Source organism: Haloarcula sp. R1-2 (genome assembly GCF_011627385.1).
Taxonomy (GTDB): domain Archaea; phylum Halobacteriota; class Halobacteria; order Halobacteriales; family Haloarculaceae; genus Haloarcula; species Haloarcula marismortui.
In genome coordinates, this window is record NZ_JAANTG010000001.1 from 623,613 (window position 1) to 642,975 (window position 19,363).

Annotated in this window: 20 protein-coding genes; 12 read left to right on the forward strand and 8 right to left on the reverse strand. The window is 60.4% G+C overall.

Translation table 11 applies throughout. From position 1 onward, the window contains the following. Positions 1-3 precede the first annotated feature (3 nt). Together G9C82_RS03065 and G9C82_RS03070 are read left to right on the forward strand one after the other, a co-directional pair. A complete protein-coding gene (locus G9C82_RS03065; RefSeq protein WP_160164319.1) occupies positions 4-156 on the forward strand; it encodes a hypothetical protein in 153 nt (50 codons plus the stop codon). Between the two features lie 16 nt (positions 157-172). After that, positions 173-622, forward strand: coding sequence for a universal stress protein (locus tag G9C82_RS03070; protein ID WP_007189911.1), 450 nt, complete (start codon positions 173-175; stop codon positions 620-622). Between the two features lie 112 nt (positions 623-734). On the opposite strand, the gene G9C82_RS03075 is transcribed toward G9C82_RS03070, so the two are convergent. Beyond that, on the reverse strand, positions 735-1,133 hold the full coding sequence (locus tag G9C82_RS03075) for a YlbF family regulator (RefSeq protein WP_004962180.1): 399 nt from the start codon (positions 1,131-1,133) through the stop codon (positions 735-737). Between the two features lie 275 nt (positions 1,134-1,408). Between G9C82_RS03075 and G9C82_RS03080 the strand changes: the two genes are divergently transcribed. From G9C82_RS03080 to G9C82_RS03110, 7 genes are all read left to right on the forward strand, one after another. After that, on the forward strand, positions 1,409-2,683 hold the full coding sequence (locus tag G9C82_RS03080; RefSeq protein WP_127013339.1) for a methyl-accepting chemotaxis protein: 1,275 nt from the start codon (positions 1,409-1,411) through the stop codon (positions 2,681-2,683). A gap of 54 nt (positions 2,684-2,737) precedes the next feature. Then, the gene (gene dph2 / locus G9C82_RS03085) at positions 2,738-3,784 is read left to right on the forward strand and encodes a diphthamide biosynthesis enzyme Dph2 (RefSeq protein WP_127013340.1); all 1,047 of its coding nucleotides are present in this window, start codon (positions 2,738-2,740) and stop codon (positions 3,782-3,784) included. A 64-nt stretch (positions 3,785-3,848) separates the two neighbouring features. Next, positions 3,849-5,780, forward strand: coding sequence for an ATP-binding protein (locus G9C82_RS03090; protein WP_127013341.1), 1,932 nt, complete (start codon positions 3,849-3,851; stop codon positions 5,778-5,780). After that, positions 5,773-6,219: a response regulator gene (locus tag G9C82_RS03095; RefSeq protein ID WP_127013342.1), complete on the forward strand. Its 447-nt coding sequence runs from the start codon at positions 5,773-5,775 to the stop codon at positions 6,217-6,219. Before G9C82_RS03090 ends, G9C82_RS03095 begins: the two co-directional genes overlap by 8 nt. A gap of 2 nt (positions 6,220-6,221) precedes the next feature. Beyond that, positions 6,222-7,295: a hybrid sensor histidine kinase/response regulator gene (locus G9C82_RS03100; RefSeq protein ID WP_127013343.1), complete on the forward strand. Its 1,074-nt coding sequence runs from the start codon at positions 6,222-6,224 to the stop codon at positions 7,293-7,295. Between the two features lie 96 nt (positions 7,296-7,391). Next, positions 7,392-8,951 carry an ATP-binding protein gene (locus G9C82_RS03105; protein ID WP_127013344.1) on the forward strand — a complete coding sequence of 520 codons (1,560 nt, stop codon included), beginning with the start codon at positions 7,392-7,394 and terminating at the stop codon, positions 8,949-8,951. A 50-nt stretch (positions 8,952-9,001) separates the two neighbouring features. After that, positions 9,002-9,628: an METTL5 family protein gene (locus G9C82_RS03110; RefSeq protein ID WP_011223010.1), complete on the forward strand. Its 627-nt coding sequence runs from the start codon at positions 9,002-9,004 to the stop codon at positions 9,626-9,628. Here the strand turns inward: G9C82_RS03110 and G9C82_RS03115 are convergent. Together G9C82_RS03115 and G9C82_RS03120 are read right to left on the reverse strand one after the other, a co-directional pair. Next, on the reverse strand, positions 9,625-11,283 hold the full coding sequence (locus G9C82_RS03115) for a rhomboid family intramembrane serine protease (protein WP_127013345.1): 1,659 nt from the start codon (positions 11,281-11,283) through the stop codon (positions 9,625-9,627). The genes G9C82_RS03110 and G9C82_RS03115 overlap by 4 nt on opposite strands. A 105-nt stretch (positions 11,284-11,388) precedes the next feature. After that, positions 11,389-11,808, reverse strand: coding sequence for a DoxX family protein (locus G9C82_RS03120; protein ID WP_127013346.1), 420 nt, complete (start codon positions 11,806-11,808; stop codon positions 11,389-11,391). A gap of 136 nt (positions 11,809-11,944) precedes the next feature. Between G9C82_RS03120 and G9C82_RS03125 the strand changes: the two genes are divergently transcribed. Continuing rightward, on the forward strand, positions 11,945-12,295 hold the full coding sequence (locus tag G9C82_RS03125) for a helix-turn-helix domain-containing protein (protein WP_004962207.1): 351 nt from the start codon (positions 11,945-11,947) through the stop codon (positions 12,293-12,295). Positions 12,296-12,341: 46 nt separating this feature from the next. Next, positions 12,342-12,668 (forward strand): hypothetical protein, encoded by a 327-nt coding sequence (locus tag G9C82_RS03130; protein ID WP_004962210.1) that lies wholly within the window; start codon positions 12,342-12,344, stop codon positions 12,666-12,668. A gap of 48 nt (positions 12,669-12,716) precedes the next feature. On the opposite strand, the gene aglJ is transcribed toward G9C82_RS03130, so the two are convergent. After that, positions 12,717-13,763, reverse strand: a complete 1,047-nt coding sequence (gene aglJ, locus G9C82_RS03135; RefSeq protein WP_049944714.1) for an S-layer glycoprotein N-glycosyltransferase AglJ — start codon at positions 13,761-13,763, stop codon at positions 12,717-12,719. A 249-nt stretch (positions 13,764-14,012) separates the two neighbouring features. On the opposite strand from aglJ, the gene G9C82_RS03140 reads away from it, so the two are divergent. Next, a complete protein-coding gene (locus G9C82_RS03140) occupies positions 14,013-14,855 on the forward strand; it encodes a TrmB family transcriptional regulator (RefSeq protein ID WP_127013347.1) in 843 nt (280 codons plus the stop codon). A gap of 2 nt (positions 14,856-14,857) precedes the next feature. On the opposite strand, the gene G9C82_RS03145 is transcribed toward G9C82_RS03140, so the two are convergent. The 4 genes from G9C82_RS03145 to G9C82_RS03160 are packed head-to-tail and all read right to left on the reverse strand — an operon-like array spanning position 14,858 to position 19,268. Then, positions 14,858-15,955, reverse strand: coding sequence for a glycosyltransferase family 4 protein (locus G9C82_RS03145; protein ID WP_241244073.1), 1,098 nt, complete (start codon positions 15,953-15,955; stop codon positions 14,858-14,860). A 42-nt stretch (positions 15,956-15,997) separates the two neighbouring features. Further along, complete coding sequence (locus G9C82_RS03150) at positions 15,998-17,332, reverse strand: sulfatase-like hydrolase/transferase (protein WP_127013348.1); 1,335 nt, start codon at positions 17,330-17,332, stop codon at positions 15,998-16,000. A gap of 45 nt (positions 17,333-17,377) precedes the next feature. Next, positions 17,378-18,346 (reverse strand): alkaline phosphatase family protein, encoded by a 969-nt coding sequence (locus G9C82_RS03155; RefSeq protein ID WP_127013349.1) that lies wholly within the window; start codon positions 18,344-18,346, stop codon positions 17,378-17,380. 49 nt (positions 18,347-18,395) lie between these two features. Next, on the reverse strand, positions 18,396-19,268 hold the full coding sequence (locus tag G9C82_RS03160) for a hypothetical protein (protein ID WP_011223018.1): 873 nt from the start codon (positions 19,266-19,268) through the stop codon (positions 18,396-18,398). Positions 19,269-19,363: the final 95 nt, after the last annotated feature.

Sequence of the window (19,363 nt, forward strand, 5' to 3'; positions counted from 1 at the left end):
AAGATGTTTCGAAGACGCCGGGCCGTCGGTCGCTGGCTGCTGTACGGATACTTCGGCCAGCAATTCGAACCGACCTCCGCAGTCGCCGATGGCTTTCGGTCGTCGTGGGGCCTCTCGCTGTCTGAGAACGGAGCCCTCGGTTTATTTACCAACTGAGAGAAATACAACCTGTATGTACGATCACATTCTCCTCGCCTCGGATGGAACAGAAGCTTCAACCAACGCCGAGTCCCACGCGATTTCCCTCGCAGCGGAACACGGTGCGGCCCTCCACGTGCTGTATGTCGTTGACGAGGACGTGTACACGGCCTACAGCGGTGACGAATACGTCGACGAATCGGAGGGGCCCGAGCATGGTCTCGAAGAGACGGGTCAGGAGACGCTGGCCCGGATACAGGCCGACGCGGAGGCGTCGGGCGTCGACGCAACGACGACCCTGAAACACGGACGGCCGGCCGAATCCATCATCGAAACCGCCGACGAGGCGGACGTCGATCTGCTCGTGCTCGGGACGAAGCGGCGGCCGGCGGAGTACCGGAGTCTCCTCGGCAGCATCACCGACAAAGTGCTCAGGCTGAGCGAGCGACCAGCGGTCGTGGTGAAAACCGAAGTCGAGGAGTAACCCTCAGCCGGTCAAGTGTTTCGCTGACTGGCAATAGCTGTCGGCGGCATCGGCGCTCCTGACCGGCAGCTTCAGGGTCGGCGAAAAGTACGACCGCGAAAAATACCGGGGTTCAGTCCTCGCAGCAACCGCCGGCTTTCTGGCCGAAGTCGACAGCCAGTTCCTCGGACACGATCTCGTTGAGTTCCTGCAGGCGCAGTTCGAGTTCGTTCTGGGCCTCAAGATAGTCGCTCATCACCGGGATGTCGTGAAGTTCCTCCTGCTTTTGCTGGACCTTCCGGAGGTCCTCCTGAGAGGCGTTCCCGGTCTGGCGGGCGAGCATGAACTCCTCGCGGATCTGCTCGAACTCCTTGATGGCCGCCTGCGCCTCGTCATGGTTTTCGACGGCGTCTTTCGTCTCCTTGAATCGCTGGTACACCGGGAGCTCGGCGATTGCTTCGCCGAACTCTGTAGCGAGTGCCTCGACGCGGTCACCGTCGATGTCAGCGGCGGTATCGGTCTCGATACTCATCGCTATATCGTATGGACTCGGGCGGTATAGGCCTGCCGAAACCGGGTTGTTATACGCAGGACAGTGCCTCAGTGCTAGCACAATAGGCTGCGTCTGTTACGTTGGGCGGGACCCGGAACTGTAGTTCCAGTTGCACATAGCCAGCCTTGCTCGGTCTCGATATGGCGAGCCGGAGTTATCAGTGGTTGTAATCAGCCAGAAATGATATATCCTGCCCGTTGGTCCTTACAATAATGGCTAAACAAGCTACAACGAGCAGACTGTTGCCGGAATCTATGGACAACAGTGGAGAGTTCTGGCTTCACGCATTCGAATCGCTTGTGGCAGATTTACCGGAGCCGGCGTTCGTGGTCGACGCGGACGGCGATATCACGCACTGGAACCAGGCGGTTGAAAACATCCTTGGGCTCCCGGCGAGCGAGGCTGTCGGGATGAACGCATACGACGTGTTCGGCACAGAGGGACAGGACGAGACGCTCGCCCAGGAAGTCATCAGGACTGGGGAGCCAGTCCGAGAAGACGAGTTCCGCTCCGCAGAACGACCCGACGGGACGATGGCACACGCGCGAGCGGTGGCTATTCCGCTCATGGGTCCCGGCGGGGACGCTGTCGGTGCCTTAGAGCTACTGATCGATTTCAGCGATATCGTCGAACAGCGTGAGGCGCTCCAGAGCCTCCAGTCACAGATGGCGACGGACGTCGAGTCAGCGGTCGGCGAAATCGGCGACTCCGCCGCGGCCGTTACCGAGCAGTCCGACGATATCAAGCAGATGGCCGGCGAGCAGTCTGAAAACCTCGATGAGGTCCAGTCCGAGGTCTCCGGGTTCAGTGCGACTGTCGAGGAAATCGCCTCCAGTGCCGAGGAAGTGAGCAGCCAGAGCGGTGAGGCCAGGGAACTCGCCGAGGAATCCGTCGAGACAGCCGAGGAAACCATCGAACGCGTCGAAGACGCGACTGAATCCGCCGAACAGGTCGCGTCGGACTCGACGGAACTCCGGGGCCATATCGAGGAGATCGACGAGTTCGTCGAGGTGATCAACGACATCGCGGACCAGACGAATATGCTGGCGCTGAACGCCAACATCGAAGCCGCGCGAAGCAACAGCGACAGCGACGGGTTCGCGGTCGTCGCCGACGAGATCAAGGAACTGGCCGACGAGTCCAAACAGCACGCTGACGAAGTCGAGCGCATCGTCGGGGAGGTCCGCGAGATGGCCGACAGCACCGCCGAAAACGTCGAGGAGACGACGGACGCGATTCAGCAGGCACTCACCGACATAGAGACGGTGCTAGACAACCAGCAGGCCATCGTCGACGCGACCTCGGAGACGGAACAGGGCATCGGCGAAGTCGCGGCGGCGACGGACGACCAGGCCGCAAGCGCCGAAGAAATCGCTAGCATGATCGACGAAATCGCCCAACGTGCCGCCGAGGTGTCCGAGTCCATCGACGAGCTGGCTGACGCAAACGAGACCCAGCACCGACTGGCGCAGGACCTAGAAGAAAATGTCGAGCGGGTCGAGCGCCGACTCGCCGAGATTATGGAGTGACTGGCGCTCATCGAAACACGGGGGTTATGACTCTCGAACGGATACAGGGGTGCAATGAGTCAAGAGCGGACTGACGGCGACCTCCGGAACACTGGACTGTCGCTCAAGCACGACCGCGAGTGGGATTACGAACTCGACCGAATCGTCGAGGCCGTCGAGGAACGCGACGCAGAGAAAGTGGGACTGCAGTTCCCCGAGGGGCTGAAGCGCCGTGGCCCGGCCGTGGCCGATGATCTCCGCGAGGAACTGCCTGACGACGTGACGGTGTTGCTCTCGGGCCAGCCCTGCTACGGTGCCTGTGACCTCGATACGTACATGATGCGCCGGACGGACGTGTTCGTCCACTTCGGCCACTCGCCGATGAAAGAATCGGACAAGATCATCTACGTCCCGCTGTTCTCCAACGTCGACGTCTTCCCCATCATGGAGCAGGCCCGGGAGGAACAGCTCGCCGACCCCGAAGACGACCCTGATGTGGGGCTCGTGACAACGGCCCAGCACATGAACAAGTTCGACGAAATGCGCGAGTGGCTGGAAGAGCGTGGCTACACGGTCCACACGCAGCGCGGCGACGAGCGACTGACCCACGAAGGACAGGTGCTCGGCTGTAACTACGCCAGTGCCGACGTTGACGCCGACCAGATGCTGTATGTCGGTGGCGGGAAGTTCCACCCGCTTGGGCTGGCGATGGAGCACCCGGAGAAACACGTCGTCATCGCCGACCCCGTCAACAACGTCGTCACCGTCGCCGACACGGAGAAGTTCATGAAACAGCGCTACGGCGCGGTCCACCGCGCGATGGACGCCGAGTCATGGGGCGTCATCTTCTGCACCAAGATCGGCCAGGGTCGCTGGGATCAGGCCGAGGAAATCGTCGAAAACAACGAAAACGCCTACCTCATCACCATGGACGAGGTGACACCGGACCGGCTGACGAACTTCGGGATGGACGCCTACGTTAACACCGGCTGTCCCCGAATCACCACCGACGACGGCCCGCAGTTCAAGAAACCGATGCTCACGCCCGGCGAGTACGAAATCGCTATCGGCGAGAAACCACTGGACTCCCTGGAGTTCGACACCTTCCACGGCACTTGGTAGCCCCCGTTCTCACGGCTGAGAACCAGAGGCATACCGTCTTGTAGCCTGCCACCGCACCACACGTATGGCTTCTACGGAGGACACTGCTCTCTTCCGCGACGTTTTCCAGGCGAATCCGGACCCGATTATGGTCCACGACGCTGACACCGGGATAGTCGTCAGGGCTAACGAGGCAGCGGGCGCGTTGCTCGGGCGTCCCCCGGCGGATATCGTCGGGATGCACGTCGGCGAGTTTAGCCCGCCGGGGTTCTCGACAGCAGACGCAAACGCCCTGATTACGGAGGCAGCCACATCGGGGTCGGCACAGGTCGAGTGGACGACACGGGGCCCGGACGGCGAGAGCCGGCGGGTCGAAGTGTCGCTCGAACGCGCCGTCATTGACGACACAACCCGCGTTGTGGCGTTCATTCACGACGTGACCGAGATCCGCCAACAGGAGCGCAAACACACTGAACGGAGCAAGCAACTCCAGACGCTGATGGAGAACCTCCCGGTCGTCGTGTTCACGCTTGACCCTGATGGCGTCTTTACGTACTCGGCCGGGAAGGGGCTGGACGGACTCGGGATAGAACCCGGCGAACTCGAAGGGGTACCGGTGTATGAGGTCTATAAACAGTATCCGGAAATCATCGAGGCTGTTGAACAAGCTCTCGATGGCGAAGAGGTTCGCGTGACACAGGAGATCAATAACCTCGTCTTCGAGACGTGGTATCGGCCGGTGTTCGACAATGACGGCGATCTAACGCAGGTGGTCAGCGTCGCCCGCGACATCACTGACCTCAAACGGCGCGAAGCACGCATCGAAACACTCAGCGAGGCGACGAACGAACTGCTGTACACCCGCACGGAGCGCGCGGTCGCGGACACGGTGACACAGATCGCACAGCACATCATCGACCAGCCACTGGCGGCGATGTGGTCCTACAACAGCGACGACGATACCCTCTATCCGATTGGTGCAACAAGCGAGGCGGCAGACTTCGCGGCGGTGGAGACGGCGTCTGACCTCTCACCGATGGGTCCCGAAAGCGACGAAAACCGCATGTTTCACGATGGCAGTCCGACCGTCGTCGAGGACTATCAGGCGCTTTCGAACCCATCAGCGCCCCAGGCACCGCTACGGACGGTGTTGTTTCTCCCGCTTGAGGACTATGGAATGTTGTGTATCGGTTCGGCAACTGTCGAATCCTTCGACAGCCACGAGCGGTTCCTGCTCGAAATTCTCGCGAGCACCGGGGCCGCCGCACTGAACCGGGTCGAACGCGAGACGCGGCTCAAGTCCAAACAGGCGGAACTGGAGCGCTCAAACGAGGCGCTCCAGCAGTTTGCTTACATCGCGTCGCATGACCTGCAGGAACCCCTCCGGATGGTGTCGAGCTATGTCGACCTGCTGGACAGCGAATACGGTGACGACCTCGACGACGAGGCCGCCGAGTACATGGCCTTCGCTGTCGACGGGGCCCGCCGAATGCAGGAGATGGTCAATGCTTTGCTCCGGTACTCGCGGGTCGAGACAAACTCGGGTGACTTCGAGGAGACAGACCCGGAGGCGGTTCTCGACCGCACGCTGGACGCCCTGCGGATGCGAATAGAGGAGGTGGACGCGACCATCACAGCGGAGTCACTGCCACCCGTCGAAGCCGACCCCAATCAGGTCGGTCAGGTGTTTCAGAATCTGCTGGACAACGCCATTGAGTACGCCGTGGAAGCCGGCATCGAACCACGTATCGAGGTCAGCGCGGACAGAAATGACGACGATATTGTGTTCACCGTCTCGGACAACGGGCCGGGGATTCCGGCGGCGGACCACGAGGAGGTGTTCGACATTTTCCATCGCGCTGGAGCACACGACACGGACGGAACCGGCATCGGACTGGCCGTCTGCCAGCGAATCGTCCTGCGCCACGACGGGCGTATCTGGGTCGAACCGTCGGACAACGGCGCGATGTTCAAGTTTACGTTGCCCGCGGTGACGGAGGTGAGCGGCGATGGCTGAGTCCAGCGAGGGGCGACCGGTAGAGATTCTACTGGCGGAGGACAATCCCGGCGATGTCAAACTGACCGAGAAAGCGCTGGAGAAGGGGAAGGTGCTGAACAATCTGCACGTGGTCAACGACGGCGTCGAGGCGCTATCGTTCCTCCGGCAAGAAGGTGAGTACGACGACGCACCGCGGCCCGACCTGTTGTTGCTCGACCTCAATATGCCACGTAAAGGGGGACAGGAGGTCCTCGAAGAAATGAAGGATGACGAGTTGCTCCGCCGGATTCCAGTCGTCGTGCTGACCAGTTCCGAGGCGGAGGAGGACATCATCGAATCGTATGACCTCCACGCAAACGCCTACCTGACGAAGCCGGTCGACTTCGACGGCTTCGTCGACATCGTGAGTAGCGTCGAGGAATTCTTCCTTACAGTGGTCAAGCGGCCGCCGAAATAGCCATGACGGAGACGATACAGCTCGACGTGCTCCTCGTCGAGGACAACCCGGGTGACGCCCGCCTCGTCGAGCACCAGCTAAATTCGCCGGCTGTAGCGCATTTTGTCGATGACGTGACGATTTCCCACGTCGAGTCACTGGCACCGGTCGACGAACGGTCGGGGGCAGCCTACGACGTGGTACTGCTTGACCTCGGACTCCCCGAGTCAACAGGGCTCGCGACACTCGACCGGGCAACCGAGATAATAGAGGGGGTGCCGATCATCGTCCTCACCGGAATGCAGGACCGGGAGATGGCGGTCGAAGCGATCAACCGGGGCGCACAAGACTACCTGCCGAAAGCGGATCTGGACGGCGACCGGCTCGTGAGAGCGCTCCGGTACGCAGTCGTCAGGAGCCGTCAGCAGCGTGCCATTCAGCGCCAGACCGACCAGATGGACTTCTTCAACAGCATCCTGCAACACGACATCCTCAATGGGATGAACGTCATCCGGGCGCGGGGCGAATTCCTCGAAGAGACGCTCGACAGCGAGGAACGCGAGTACGCGTCGACAATCGTCCAGTGGAGCGACGACCTCATCGAACTCACCGAGAAGGTCCGGTCAGTGCTTGAGACCGTCACCGATGGCGACGGGCGGGACCAGGAGCACCGGGAACTACAGGCCGTCCTCGCGGACGCAGCGGACCGCGCCCGGTCGGTCAGCAACGACTGTACCGTTACGATCGATCAACAGGCGGTCACTGTCGTTGCCGACGAGTTACTCGATGACGTGTTCGGGAACCTCTTTCTCAACGCGGTCGAACACGGCGGCGACGACGTGACTATCGACGTGACGACGACGGTTGCAGACGGTACCGTGACTGTCTGTCTTGCGGACGACGGAGACGGGATTCCGAGCAGTGACGCTCGCCGCATCTTCGAGCGTGGGGAGAAGGGGTCTGAGTCCGGTGGGACTGGCTTTGGCCTCTACTTCGTGGACACAATGGTCCGGAGCTACGGCGGCGACATCTGGGTCGAGGACAGCGACCTCGGCGGCGCAGCCTTCTACGTTGAACTCCCGCACGCAACTCTGTAGGGGTGGCCGATTGTCACATTACCATCGGTCAGCCGCATTTCAGCTTCTGAGAAACGGGTCCGAATCTTCAATTCCGGGGAGGTCGAGTCACCTGCTATGGATGATCCGCTGGACGGGAACGAGGGGAGCGATTCGGACGAGCGGGATCGCTATCTCGCGGCTATGCAGGACCTCACTGCGGCGATGGCGGCCAGCGGAACCACCTTTCAGGAGCGTGTCGAGCCGGTCTTGGCCGTCGGTCGAGAGCATCTGGGGTTCCCGAACGGTCACATTGCAGTTGTCTCCGGCGACGAACACAAAGTCGTCGCCAGTAGTGGTCTGCCGTCGACGATTTCACCGGGCGTCGAACGCCCACTCTCCGAGACATACTGCAAGCACACGCTCAACGATTCCGGGATTCACATCATCACTAACGCGAGTGAATCAATGGCGGCCGACCCGGCATACAAGGAGGCCGGACTGGAGGCGTACGTCGGCACGACGCTTCGGGCGGACGGGTCGGAATACGGGACGCTGTGTTTCGTCAACGACGATGAGGCAATTTCGGAGTTCTCGGACTGGCAACAGACACTGTTCGAACATCTGACCCAGTGGGTCGAAGCGGAGATTGAACGCGAAATCGCGGTCGATTCACACAAAGAGAGCCAGCGGCTGTTAGAAGCGACGTTCAACTCACCGGAGACGTTCATCGGTATTCTCGACGCTGATGGGACTCTCATCAGAGTAAACGAAACGGCGCTCGGGTTCATCGACGCTGATGCTGCGGACGTTTGCGGGGAGCCGTTCTGTGAAACGCCCTGGTGGAACCACGACGAGGCGGTCGCGGACCGGTGTCGGGAGGCTGTCGAGCAGGCGAGAACGGGTGAGACAGTCAGGTTCGAGGCCGAACACGTCGGCGCAGATGGCCAGCGTATTTCGACTTCCGTCGTGGCCCGACCGGTAACGGCCGACGGCGTTGTTCGAAAGATAATCGTCGAGGGGACAGATATCACGGACCTCAAGCGCCGCGAAGAGCAGATGGAGTTTTTCAACAGTATCCTTAGGCACGACATCCTCAACGGGATGACTGTCATCGAAGCGCGCGCCGAGACGCTTGCAGACACGCTCGACGGCGCACAGTCGAACTATGCAGAGACGATTCTGGACTGGAGTCAGGACATCGTCGACCTCACACAGAAGGTCCGGAGCGTCCTGAACACGATGTCGGACGACGGGCTGACAGAGGCAGAGACAATCGCCCTAGGACCGGTCGTCGAAGGGGCAACGAAAAAAGCGGCCTCGATGGACGAGGACTGCACGCTCAGGACAGACATCCATGACGATATCGAGGTCGTGGCTGACGACCTTCTCGACGATGTCGTCGGAAACATCCTGACAAACGCTGTCGAGCACGGCGGCCCAGGTACCACAATCGAGGTGACGACGGAACGTGTCGGGCCGATGGTTCACCTTCATATTGCTGACGACGGGCCCGGGATACCACCCGCAGAGCGTGATGCAATCTTCGAGAAGGGAGAGCGTGGAACCGAATCGACAGGGACCGGGTTCGGACTCTATTTCGTCTCAGTGATGGTCGATAGCTACGGCGGCAACATTTGGGTTGAAGAAAGCGACCCCGGCGGCAGCGACTTCGTCGTTGCGCTCCCGGTGAGATAACTACTGGGCATTTCCAAACGTTTTTGAATGAATCGGGCGTATCTCGGGTAATGCCGACAAAGAGTGCGCTCGCCCAGCAACTCGCCGTTGTCGCCGGGTTTGACAACCCACGGGCCAGTCTCGAACAGTACCGGACACCGCCGGACCTGGCAGCGCATCTGGTCCATACTGCAGACCTTCAGGGCGACATTCAGGGCCAGACTGTCGTCGATCTGGGCTGTGGCACCGGGATGCTGTCGTTGGGTGCAGCGTTGCGGTCACCGGCGCGGGTTGTCGGGCTGGATATCGACCCTGCGCCGTTGTCGACAGCACGCGAAAACGAACGGAAGGTCGGGTCGACGACGCCAGTGTCGTGGGTTCGAGCAGATGCCACCATGGCCCCGCTGGCACCTCCTGTCGAGGAAACCACTGTCGTCATGAATCCGCCCTTTGGCGCACAGTCGGACAATGAACACGCTGACCGACGGTTTCTCGAAACTGCCGCGTCCATCGCGGGCGTTTCGTACTCGATTCACAACGACGGAAGCCAATCGTTTGTCGAATCCTTCACTGACGACAACGGCGGCGAGGTGACCCACGCTTTTGAGACGGAGTTCGACCTGCCGCGACAGTTCGATTTCCATGAATCGGAGCGACAGGTGATTACCGCGGAAGTGTATCGCATCGACTGGACCTAGCTCTGCGCCGCTTGCTGGCGACGCTCCGCGATCTTGACGCGAGTGCCATCTGTCCCTGCGTACAGCCGTGAGCGGTTCCGCTCGAAGGTCAGCCCGCCGATCCGCGTCTGCGTCATATTCGCCGGAAGCGGTGCCTGCCCGACCGTTTCGTTCCCCTGTGTGACGACCACGTCGAATCCGTTCTGCCGGGCCGCGACTGTCACGTTCCGGCCGTCAAGTATCACGTCCGCCGTCGACGGCTCCGAGGTGTATGCCGTCCGGGGCTGGCCGCCCTCGCGCCTGAGCTGGACCCGGTAGACGCTGGAATTGCCGAGTACCGACCAGTCCACCCGGTTTGCGTACACCGATTCGCGCCAGGTCGGCCCGCCGACTGTGACCCGCTCCTGACCGTCGACGGCGAGCTGGCCCGGCTGGATAGCGGCGATCCAGACCTCCCGCTCTGCGCTGGCAACGATGACACCGCTTTCGTTGACGCTCACCCCGCCCCGCTGTGTTGGGACCCAGATACCGTCGAAGTACGCGTTAGGCACGTTCTCGTCGTAGGTCACTACGTAGTCTCTGACTTCGATACCGTCTTCGGGCAGCTGGTCATCCTGCAGGTCGACGACGTTCGTCGGGACGGCAGCGAGACTCAGTGCGCCGAGGACGACGAGCAGAACCATCACTGCGAGTGACGCCGGATGGCGGTCGAACGATGGGCGAAAACGCCGGTCAGAACCGATGGTCGCCGCAGCGACGACGAGCGCCAGAACGAACACCAGCGCCGTCCCGGCCCAGCGGAACAGCCGAAACCGGCCGCCGCCGAGCGGGATGTACACCGCCCAGAGCCCCTGTGCGACCGCGAACACGAGCGTCGCAAAGAACACCCGCAGCGTGTCGGGGCGTTCGTCCCGACGCCACAGGAGTGCGAGTGCCACGACGACGCCTGCCAGAATGCCGATGGCGTGCCCCTGAATGGCGATGTTGGACCACCACGGCGTCACAAAGCGGGTCTGACCCGAGGCCGTCGACACCGGGTAGCGGAGCGCCGAATACAGGAGGTCGAGCACGCGGTTTCCGAGAAACGCGCCGAGAAACAGCGTCGGCCGTGTCACGAGCGCGAACCCGGCAATGGCAAACACCACGCCGGAAAAGCCCACAATCGGCCCGATAGCGAACACCGCTGAGAACACGCCCACAACGAACATGACGGCGGGAACGGCCAGAATTCGGGCAAACGGGTTCGTCCGAAGCGACGTGAAGGTCTGCACCCCGCGCTTGCGAGGATAGTGTCCCCAGACGTACTCCGCGACCGTCCCGTACACCAGTGTGCCCATGAGGTTTCCCGTGATGTGGCCCTGACTGCCGTGGGTGAACGCGCCGGTGAGCATCCCGAACGGGTAGAAGTACGACCACGTCCGGAACGGGGTCACAAGCGGGTTCCGTGGATGCCACCACGCGCCCTGCAGGAACAGGTACACCGCCGCGACACCCGCAATCGTCAGCAACGTTCCCCACGGGGCCCCGAGGAGTAGTCGTCCCCGCAAGCCGTCGCCAAGCCGCATATCCGAGACGCGGCGGATGGTAAGGAGGACGGCAAGCACCACGACGAGGACGACCGCTTCCTGCCACGGGAGCCACGCTGGCACGGCCGGCGTCGGCAGCGACTGCATCATTCACGCACAGTTCAGGTACGGGACGGCTTATGGATGGCGGCAGGTGTCACTCCCGAACAGTGATTGGGCCACAGTCAGGAGACCGGCATAGACTGGGTCGCCGCCTCAGAACAGGGACATGCCGACGGTGTAGGGCCACGAGGTGCCGGCCACCGCAAGCAGCGACAGCGCGCCGCCGGCAAGGGCGACGTTCTTGAGGAACTGCGTCATCTCGTCTTGTACCTGGTCGTCCGGGACCGCCCAGAAGTCGTGCATGGTGACGGCGGAGACGACGAGGAACGTCGCCAGCGCCCCGGCCGCGATGACGGGGTACGCACCGAGGATGACGAGGATACCGCTGACGAGGAGCAGTCCGCCGCTCCCGTAGACCGACGCCACCGGTGCCGGGAGCCCCTTTGCCTCCGCGTAGGGGGCCATCTGTCCGGCGTTCTGGAAGTGGTTCAGACCCATGAACGCAAGCACCCCGCCGAACAGGAGTCGGCCCAGCAGGAACAGCTCGCCCGCACCGGCGGACTCGAACGCCATCAGTCGCTCACCTCCGGGACAGGGGTCATTTCGCTGCGAGACTGTCGAACCGCGATTGGTGGTTTCATTACGTTACTTGGTTCGTATGCGAACCTATTTGTACGTTCCCGGACAAAGAAGATACCAGGTAGCACCGATGTCATCTGAAGTATTCACTGCCGCGGACGAGGAGGAAGAAAGCGGGCCGTGTGCCGTCATCGAATCGCTGGAACAGATCGGGTCGCGCTGGCGACTTGTCGTACTCCACGAACTCCAGAACGGCGAACAGCGGTTCAACGAACTCAAACGCGCCACCGACGCTAGCTCTCGCACCCTCTCGCGGGTCCTCGACGACCTCCAGGAGATGGGCTTCGTTGACCGGCGGCTCGAAGAGGACGCTCCCGTCGCAACGTACTACCAGCTCACGCCCAAGGGCGAATCCCTCTGTCCGGTGTTCGCCGAAATCGAGGGCTGGGCCGAGGAGTGGCTGGCTGGTTGCGAGAATTAGGCCGACAACGCAGACTTTTCTATCCCCCGGCCCCATCACGTTACCAATGGGAGTACGGCCACCAGCCGATAACAGTGACGAGCCAGACGTCATCGAGTTCGGTATCGCGGCACTCGACGCCCGCCTGTCGGACGTGGACATCGAGTATCCCGCGACTGCGAGGGAGGTCCGGGACGCCGCCGGACACGTCGCGGTCCCGTTCGACGCGTCGGGTCACTCGATGACGCTCTCCGAGGCGCTCGACGAGACGACCGCTACGGAGTTCGACAACGAGCAGGAGCTACTCAACGACCTCCATCCGATATTCGAACGAAAACGGGAAGCCACCAGAAACAGTATTCTCTCCCAGCTACGCGCGCTGGTCCCGTTCTAAAGGAAACAGCGAGAGTTCCACGGGTCACCCGACCCGTGGTCGTTTACATTACTCGTCGGACTGGTGCGGAGATACCGCCGGCTCTGTCTCTGTGTCGCTATCTTCGATGCCCTCCGCGCCGCTGACCTGCTGGTCGTCAAACACGTCCGCCGGCTGACTGTGGCTCTCGTGTGTGAGCTGGACGGCGATGTCCTCCAGCCGGCGCGTCTGCTCGCGGTTCACCGCCACGAGCATATCCGACAGGACGCCGAACATGAGGAGTTGGATTCCCAGCAGAATAGCAAAGGAGCCCACAACCGCAATCACCTCGTGTGAGATGCTGTTGACAACCCAGTCGTAGGCCACGTACGCGCCGAGCAGAAACCCGACCACAGTGCTCCCGAGACCAACGCTCCCGAAGTAAAACAGCGGATTGTTTGTCTTTGCCATCTGGTACAGCGTCAGGATGATCGTCGCGCCGTCCCGGAACGGGCGAAGGTTCGTGTCGGACTCGTCGGGGCGGGGCTGATAGGTGATCGGCACCACCGCCGTCGAGATGTTGTGTTTGACACACTCGACGGCCATTTCCGTCTCGATACCGAAGCCCGAGGCCGTCAGCGAACTCCGCTGGAAGGACTGACGCGTGAACGCGCGATAGCCCGAGAGAATATCGGTGAGGTCTCGTCCGTGAATCGTTTCGAAGGCACTGTTGATGATACGGTTGCCAACCTGATTCAGTTTCGTCATCGCTCCGGGTCGCATATCCGCAAACCGGTTTCCGATGACGTGGTCGGCCTGGCCCGACAACAGCGGTTCGAGTAGTCTGTCCGCCTCGTCGGGTCGGTAGGTCTCGTCGCCGTCGGCCATCAGGACGTACGGCTGCTCGATGTGGCGCGTCACCGCCTCCCTGACAGCCTGTCCCTTCCCCGAGCCGGACTGTTCGACGACTTGTGCGCCGGCCGATTCGGCGCGGTCCTGTGTCCCGTCAGTCGAGCCGCCGTCAATGACGAGGATGTTGTCGAACCCCTGCTTGCGGAACCCGGACACGACCGACTCGATAGTCTCTGCCTCGTTGAATGTCGGCAACAGTATACAGACGTCGTCTCGGTCGGCCATTGACTCAACGTCATCCACGCGAAGGCAAATAAATGCGGGTCTGACCTCAGTCGTCGCGCTGCTCGCTCATGTGTTCCCAGACCTCCGCGCAGCCACAGCCGTCTTCAATGTCTGCCAAGTGCTCGTCTTCCTCGGTCTGGGATGTCGCAGTCATGTTACTCACTCTGCGAGTAACTACTTGCCGCCACCCACTAATAGATTTGGGCGCCGGGCGACGCGTTTTACATCCCGTGCCACACATGGGCGTGTATGAGCGACCCTGCGGACGTGTTCGACCTGGTTGGGCTGACCGAATACGAGGCGACGGCGCTGGAACAGTTGCTCTCGCTGGGCCGAACGACAGCCCCGAATCTCGCGGAAGCCAGCGGCATCCCCAAGGCCCGCGTCTACGGTGTGCTGGAGTCGCTGTCCGACCGCGGCTTCATCAAGGTGATACCCGGCCGCCCCAAGGAGTACCAGCCGAAATCTCCCAGCGACATCCTCGACCGGGCCGTCGAAAACCGCAGGCAGTCATACGAATCGTTCGCCGCGGACATGGACTCCTACCGCGACGCCTTCCTCGCCGAGTACGAGCCGCGGTTCGAACGCGCTAACGAGGACATCTCACCGACGGCTGAACTGTTCCACGTCGTCGACGTCGGCGAACCGAGCGAACGAGAGACCAGACGGCTGTACGACGACGCTGATGAAACGCTTCGGGTTATTACCAATAGCTTCGCCTACCTCGACAACGTCGAGCGCGCACTGGCGGAGACACTCGACCGCGGGGTCGAAGTTAACGTTCTCTTCTTGCACCCCGATGCACTCCCACCGGAGAAAGCTGCTGTTCAGGCTGACATCGTTGACCGGCTGACGGCGGAATATCCCGCCATCGACCTGCGGTTCAGCACAGAGAAGCTCCCCTGGCGCGGCACGCTCGTCGACCCAAGTATGGATTACGACAGCGGCGAGGCGATTCTGCTTGTCGAGGAGCCGGACGTTCCCAACCATATGCGCCAGGCCGCAATTACGGACAACGGGTCGTTCGTCGCTGGGATGAAACGCTACTTCGATCTAGTCTGGGAGTATGAGAGTGTCCAGCGGTCGAACTGAAATTACCCAACAATATCGTCGTACAGTGCGCTGTACTGCTGTGCGACGGTCCTGATCGTGTATTTTTTTTCAACTAAGTTCCGTCCTGTCTGTGCCAGCGCCTCCCGACGTGATTCGTCCGACAACAGCACCTCCAGACAGCCGGTGAGGCCGTCGACGTTGTCGACCTCATGATACAGCGTGGCGCCGTCGTACAGTTCTCTGAACGTCTCAATATTCGATAGCACCGTCGCGGTCTCCGCGGCCAGTGCCTCGGCGACAGCTGAGCAAAACCCCTCCCAGCGGGACGGCATTGCGAAGGCATCAACAGCCTTCGCCATAGCGTAGACGGCCCGGCGCTCGACCAGACCAGCAAAATAAACCCGCGATGTAATGCCAAGTGTCTCGGCAAGCGATTCAAGCCGTGGTCGTTCGGGTCCGTCGCCACAGATAACGAGTTCGACCGGTCGGTCGGTTCGCCTGTTCAGTTGGGCGACGGCCCGAATCAACGTGTCCTGTGCCTTTTGTTCATAAAGCATGGCCGCGTTGCCGACGAGGAAAGCGTTGTCTGAGGGGGTGATGTCATCTGGTAGCGCAGGTGCAGTCTCGTCGATTCGGTCCATATGGACTCCGTTTGGGATTCGTCGAACTCTTCGTTTGGGTAGTATCGCTCGCTCCCAGAGAGTGAATGACTGATAGACGCTGTCAGAGATACAGACTACACGACTGGCAAGCGGGTTGGTGACGCCATTGGCTATCCGACCCTTTCTGGTGAACCCGTCGCGGGTGTTCCCCTCGCGAGAGACGACCGGTACGTCGACGCGCCGCGCAATGACCTTCGCGAATGCCCCAGAGTGGTTGTGGTGGGCTTGGATAAGGTCGTACTCCGAAAGGATGTCGGTAGCACGGCGGTATGTCGCCGGATCGATACCGAGCGCTGAATCCGGCGCGTCAAGGGACCGAACGTCCAGTAGCTCCTCGCCAGCAAACGGTCCTGAATCGAACCAGGTCAGGATGTCGACGGTATGATCGGTGTGCCGTGTTACCGCCGTCGCAATCTCCGCCGGGATGCTCCCTTCCCCGACCGCATTCACGACGAAACAGATGTCCAACGAAACCACGATGGTCCATCTTCGCTGAGACCGGACAAAACGGTTGTGACCTCAGGCGTAGCCCAGATCTTCGAGGCGCTCCATCACTGGGTCCGAGACATCGATGTCGTCGGCATCCTCCAGATATTCGAGATCATCGACTAGTTCGTCCATCCGGTTACGGGGAGCTTCAAGCAAGGCTGTCCCGGATTCGACGAAACTCCCGTCGAAGTCCTCATACCCGTAATAGTTCTCGGCCGCAGCGATGCCATACAGCTCCCGGTCATACGTCGAGAACTCGTCGGCTTTCCCGGCGGCCTCTAGCTTTTGTTCACGCCACATGTTTAGACCAAGATACTCAGTCAGCTGCGGTTCGTGATCTACCGGTGACCGGAGGTCTCGGCCACGACCCTCGTACCTGTCGTCCTCAACGCCAACCATCCCCAGTATCGTTCGGTGAACATCAATCAGGCTGACAATCTCCTCACGTGTCTCCCCATCGTCCATCCCCCATATTGACAGTGGAACATGGGTCAGCTCCTGATATAGGCCCAGCCCGTGGCCCCATATCCCGTTTTCACCGAGGTTCTCTCCGTGGTCGGCCAGTGTGATCACATAGTCAAACTCATCACGGAGTTCCGAAAATATAGCCTCGTACTTCTCGGAGAGATACCGTACCGAGTCGTCGTAGGCCTGTCTGATGGTTTTAGCGTATGTTTCGTCGATTGGTTCCTCTTGGACAGACTCGGCAAAGCCAGGCATCTCATCGAACTCCACTGTTCGGTACTCCTCGGGTGGCCTGTACGGTCCATGAGCTTCCATTAGATTCATAAAAAGGAAGGCATCGTCTGCGAAGTCTGTCCCTCGAACATATGAAAGCCCCTCCTGTGCTCCGGAGTCGGACACCGTATGGGTCCGGTATTTGATTTCTAGCCCGTGTTTAAGACTGGGGATTGTGTCACAGTCGCCCGAAAGACACGACCACAGCGCCTTCAAATAGCGCTTTGGGCCCTCATCGCGGTGTTCCCGAATGAACGCGTTCCACTCGAAGATGTTGTCGGTCGCATTGGCGTGTTTGGAGTTCCAAGAGCCGCTGTAGCTGTCGAATCCCCAGTCCCAGCCAAACTGCCGTGAAATCTGGACGTTCGCACTGAAGGCGTGGGTTTCCAGTCCCTCGCCCTGAAGTCGGCGGGCAAGCGGGGGACTGGGCGCGGTGAACTGGTGGGAATTGGCGTTTGTTCCCGTTTCACTCGGGTAAAGGCCAGTGAACAACGAGGCGTGTGATGGGACGGTGTAATGACTCGGTGCATAGGCGTTCTCGAAGTTGGTTCCCGGAAGCCACTGGAAGTGTTTGTCGAAGGCGTCTTTCCGGAGCGTATCCAGCACAATCAGGGCGACGCTGGTCATATCTAATCGGAATCACGTCGTCGGTATAAATCTCACTACGATAGATTACATGTACCCGAGGTCTTCGAGTTGTGATGTCACTGTGTCGTTCCCCTTTATGCTGAGAGAATCGCTACTTGGGCCGCTGTGATCTCGGTGACGAAGTTCCGCCTCAATTGCTCCTCGAACATCGAGAACGCTATCTATCCCCTCAACGAGACGCGGTGACGTGCCTGCCACCATCGCCTCGTGGGTGTGGACACCGTTCTGAAGCCCATGATCGCTCACGAGGAGGAGCTCATCGTCCTCGCGTAAGTCGCTGGCCACCTCGCCGACAAAATCATCGAGTTCACTGTAGGCCTGCATCTGGAGGTTAGGCTGGTCGTAGGTAACGTGTCCGATAAGATCAAGTCCGCTCGTGTAAGCGAATATGAGGCTCTCTCGACCACCTCGGAGTGCTCTTCGTGCTCGGGCGATCCGAACCATCGACATCTCCAGACATTGTTCATAAAACGTTGCCGGGTCGGATGATGTATGGCCACCCTGAGCGCTTCCGTCACGTTCGAACAGGTCTCCGAGGTTCCGCCGAAGGCTGTGTTCTCGGTCCTCATTTTCCGGATCGACGACGTAATTCGGGATGCCAATGGTCGCCGCTTCACGCCCGTCGAATACCGTCGAGATCCCTTCTTTTTCGTAGTAGGTCGATGGAACACGAAACGCGTCTTCACCGGTATTGTTGAGCAGCCACGCACCAATGCTGGTTTGAATCCCGTCAGGCAGCAGGTAGCTCGCGGCCGCACTCCCGTACCGTAGCAAGGGATTCTCCCATGCGACACCGTCTTCCAGTTTGAGTCCGTGTTCTTTGGGAGCAAGCCCAGTGATAATCGTTGGCCACAGTTCGTGGGTACTCGGCTCCCCCTCAACACTGTTTATTGTCTCTATGGACTGATAGGTATCGAGCGTGAGGTTTAGATGGTTCGCAGGGTCTACCAACTCCGGGTCCAGCGCGTCGATACCAAGAACGACCAGCACCATGATTGTCTCAACTCGGCTACGTGCCCATTTAACACTTTATTTACTCTGGCTATTCAGCATACCCCAAGGCCTCCAAGCGGTCTTTGACCGTCCCGTTGTCTACCGACTCAGGCTGAGAGGGTCCAAACTCGACCCATGGGACAGCCGTCAATGGTCTGATTCCCACCTTGCAAGGGTGTTCGTACATTGTGGCCTCTGTGAGTCGTCCAAAAACTTCACCGTGGTCGGCAGTGACAACGACACTGTGACCGTCTGCGACCCACGACTCGATGGCTGGAAGCAACGTCCGCCAGATGCTCCGAACTGATGCGCGGTAGGCATTGTAGGCTCTTTCAACATCGATCTTTCCGCGGGCCATCGCAACTTGCATTCCGGCTATCTCTTCGTCACCATCCGTCCACGGACCGAGGTCGGGGTATGCGAGTTCCCAATTATCTTCGATCCGGGCGACGTAGGGCCAGTGAGGTTGCTGGAGGTGCGCGATGACAGGTGGTCCGTCCCCGCTGACGTGTTCGGTAACTCTATCGAGAACTGGTTCAGGCAGCACGGTCTGGCGGCGCTCATCCCAGTGGCTCTGCCAGAAGTGTTCGAGTGAGTCAGCCTCAAATTCGAACTTTTTGTACTGCGGATTGGCAGTCAAAACTGTCTTGTCAGCAAACAGGTTCCGATCTCTAGCAGCTGCGAGCCAGTCTGGGGTACAGCTGGCTGGTGTGGTGACTTCTTGGACAGGCCAATCGACGGCGTCCCGACAGGTGTCAAGCCGACAGGCGTCAAGAATGATCAAGATGTCCCAGTCGTCCTCAGCGATTCGCTGGTGCTGATCAGCGCCGACCGTCGAGGTGGCATGCTGGAGCAACCATTTCCTGAGCCGGTATGAAAGCTGCTCGCTCGCGCTGGTTTCTGCCGTCGGGCTCTCTGGCATATATTCGGCTCTCTCACAATGCGTGATAAATCGTCCTTCTCCGGCTGGAACCGGAATATAAATTACCGGAGGAGAAATCAACAAATAGTACACTA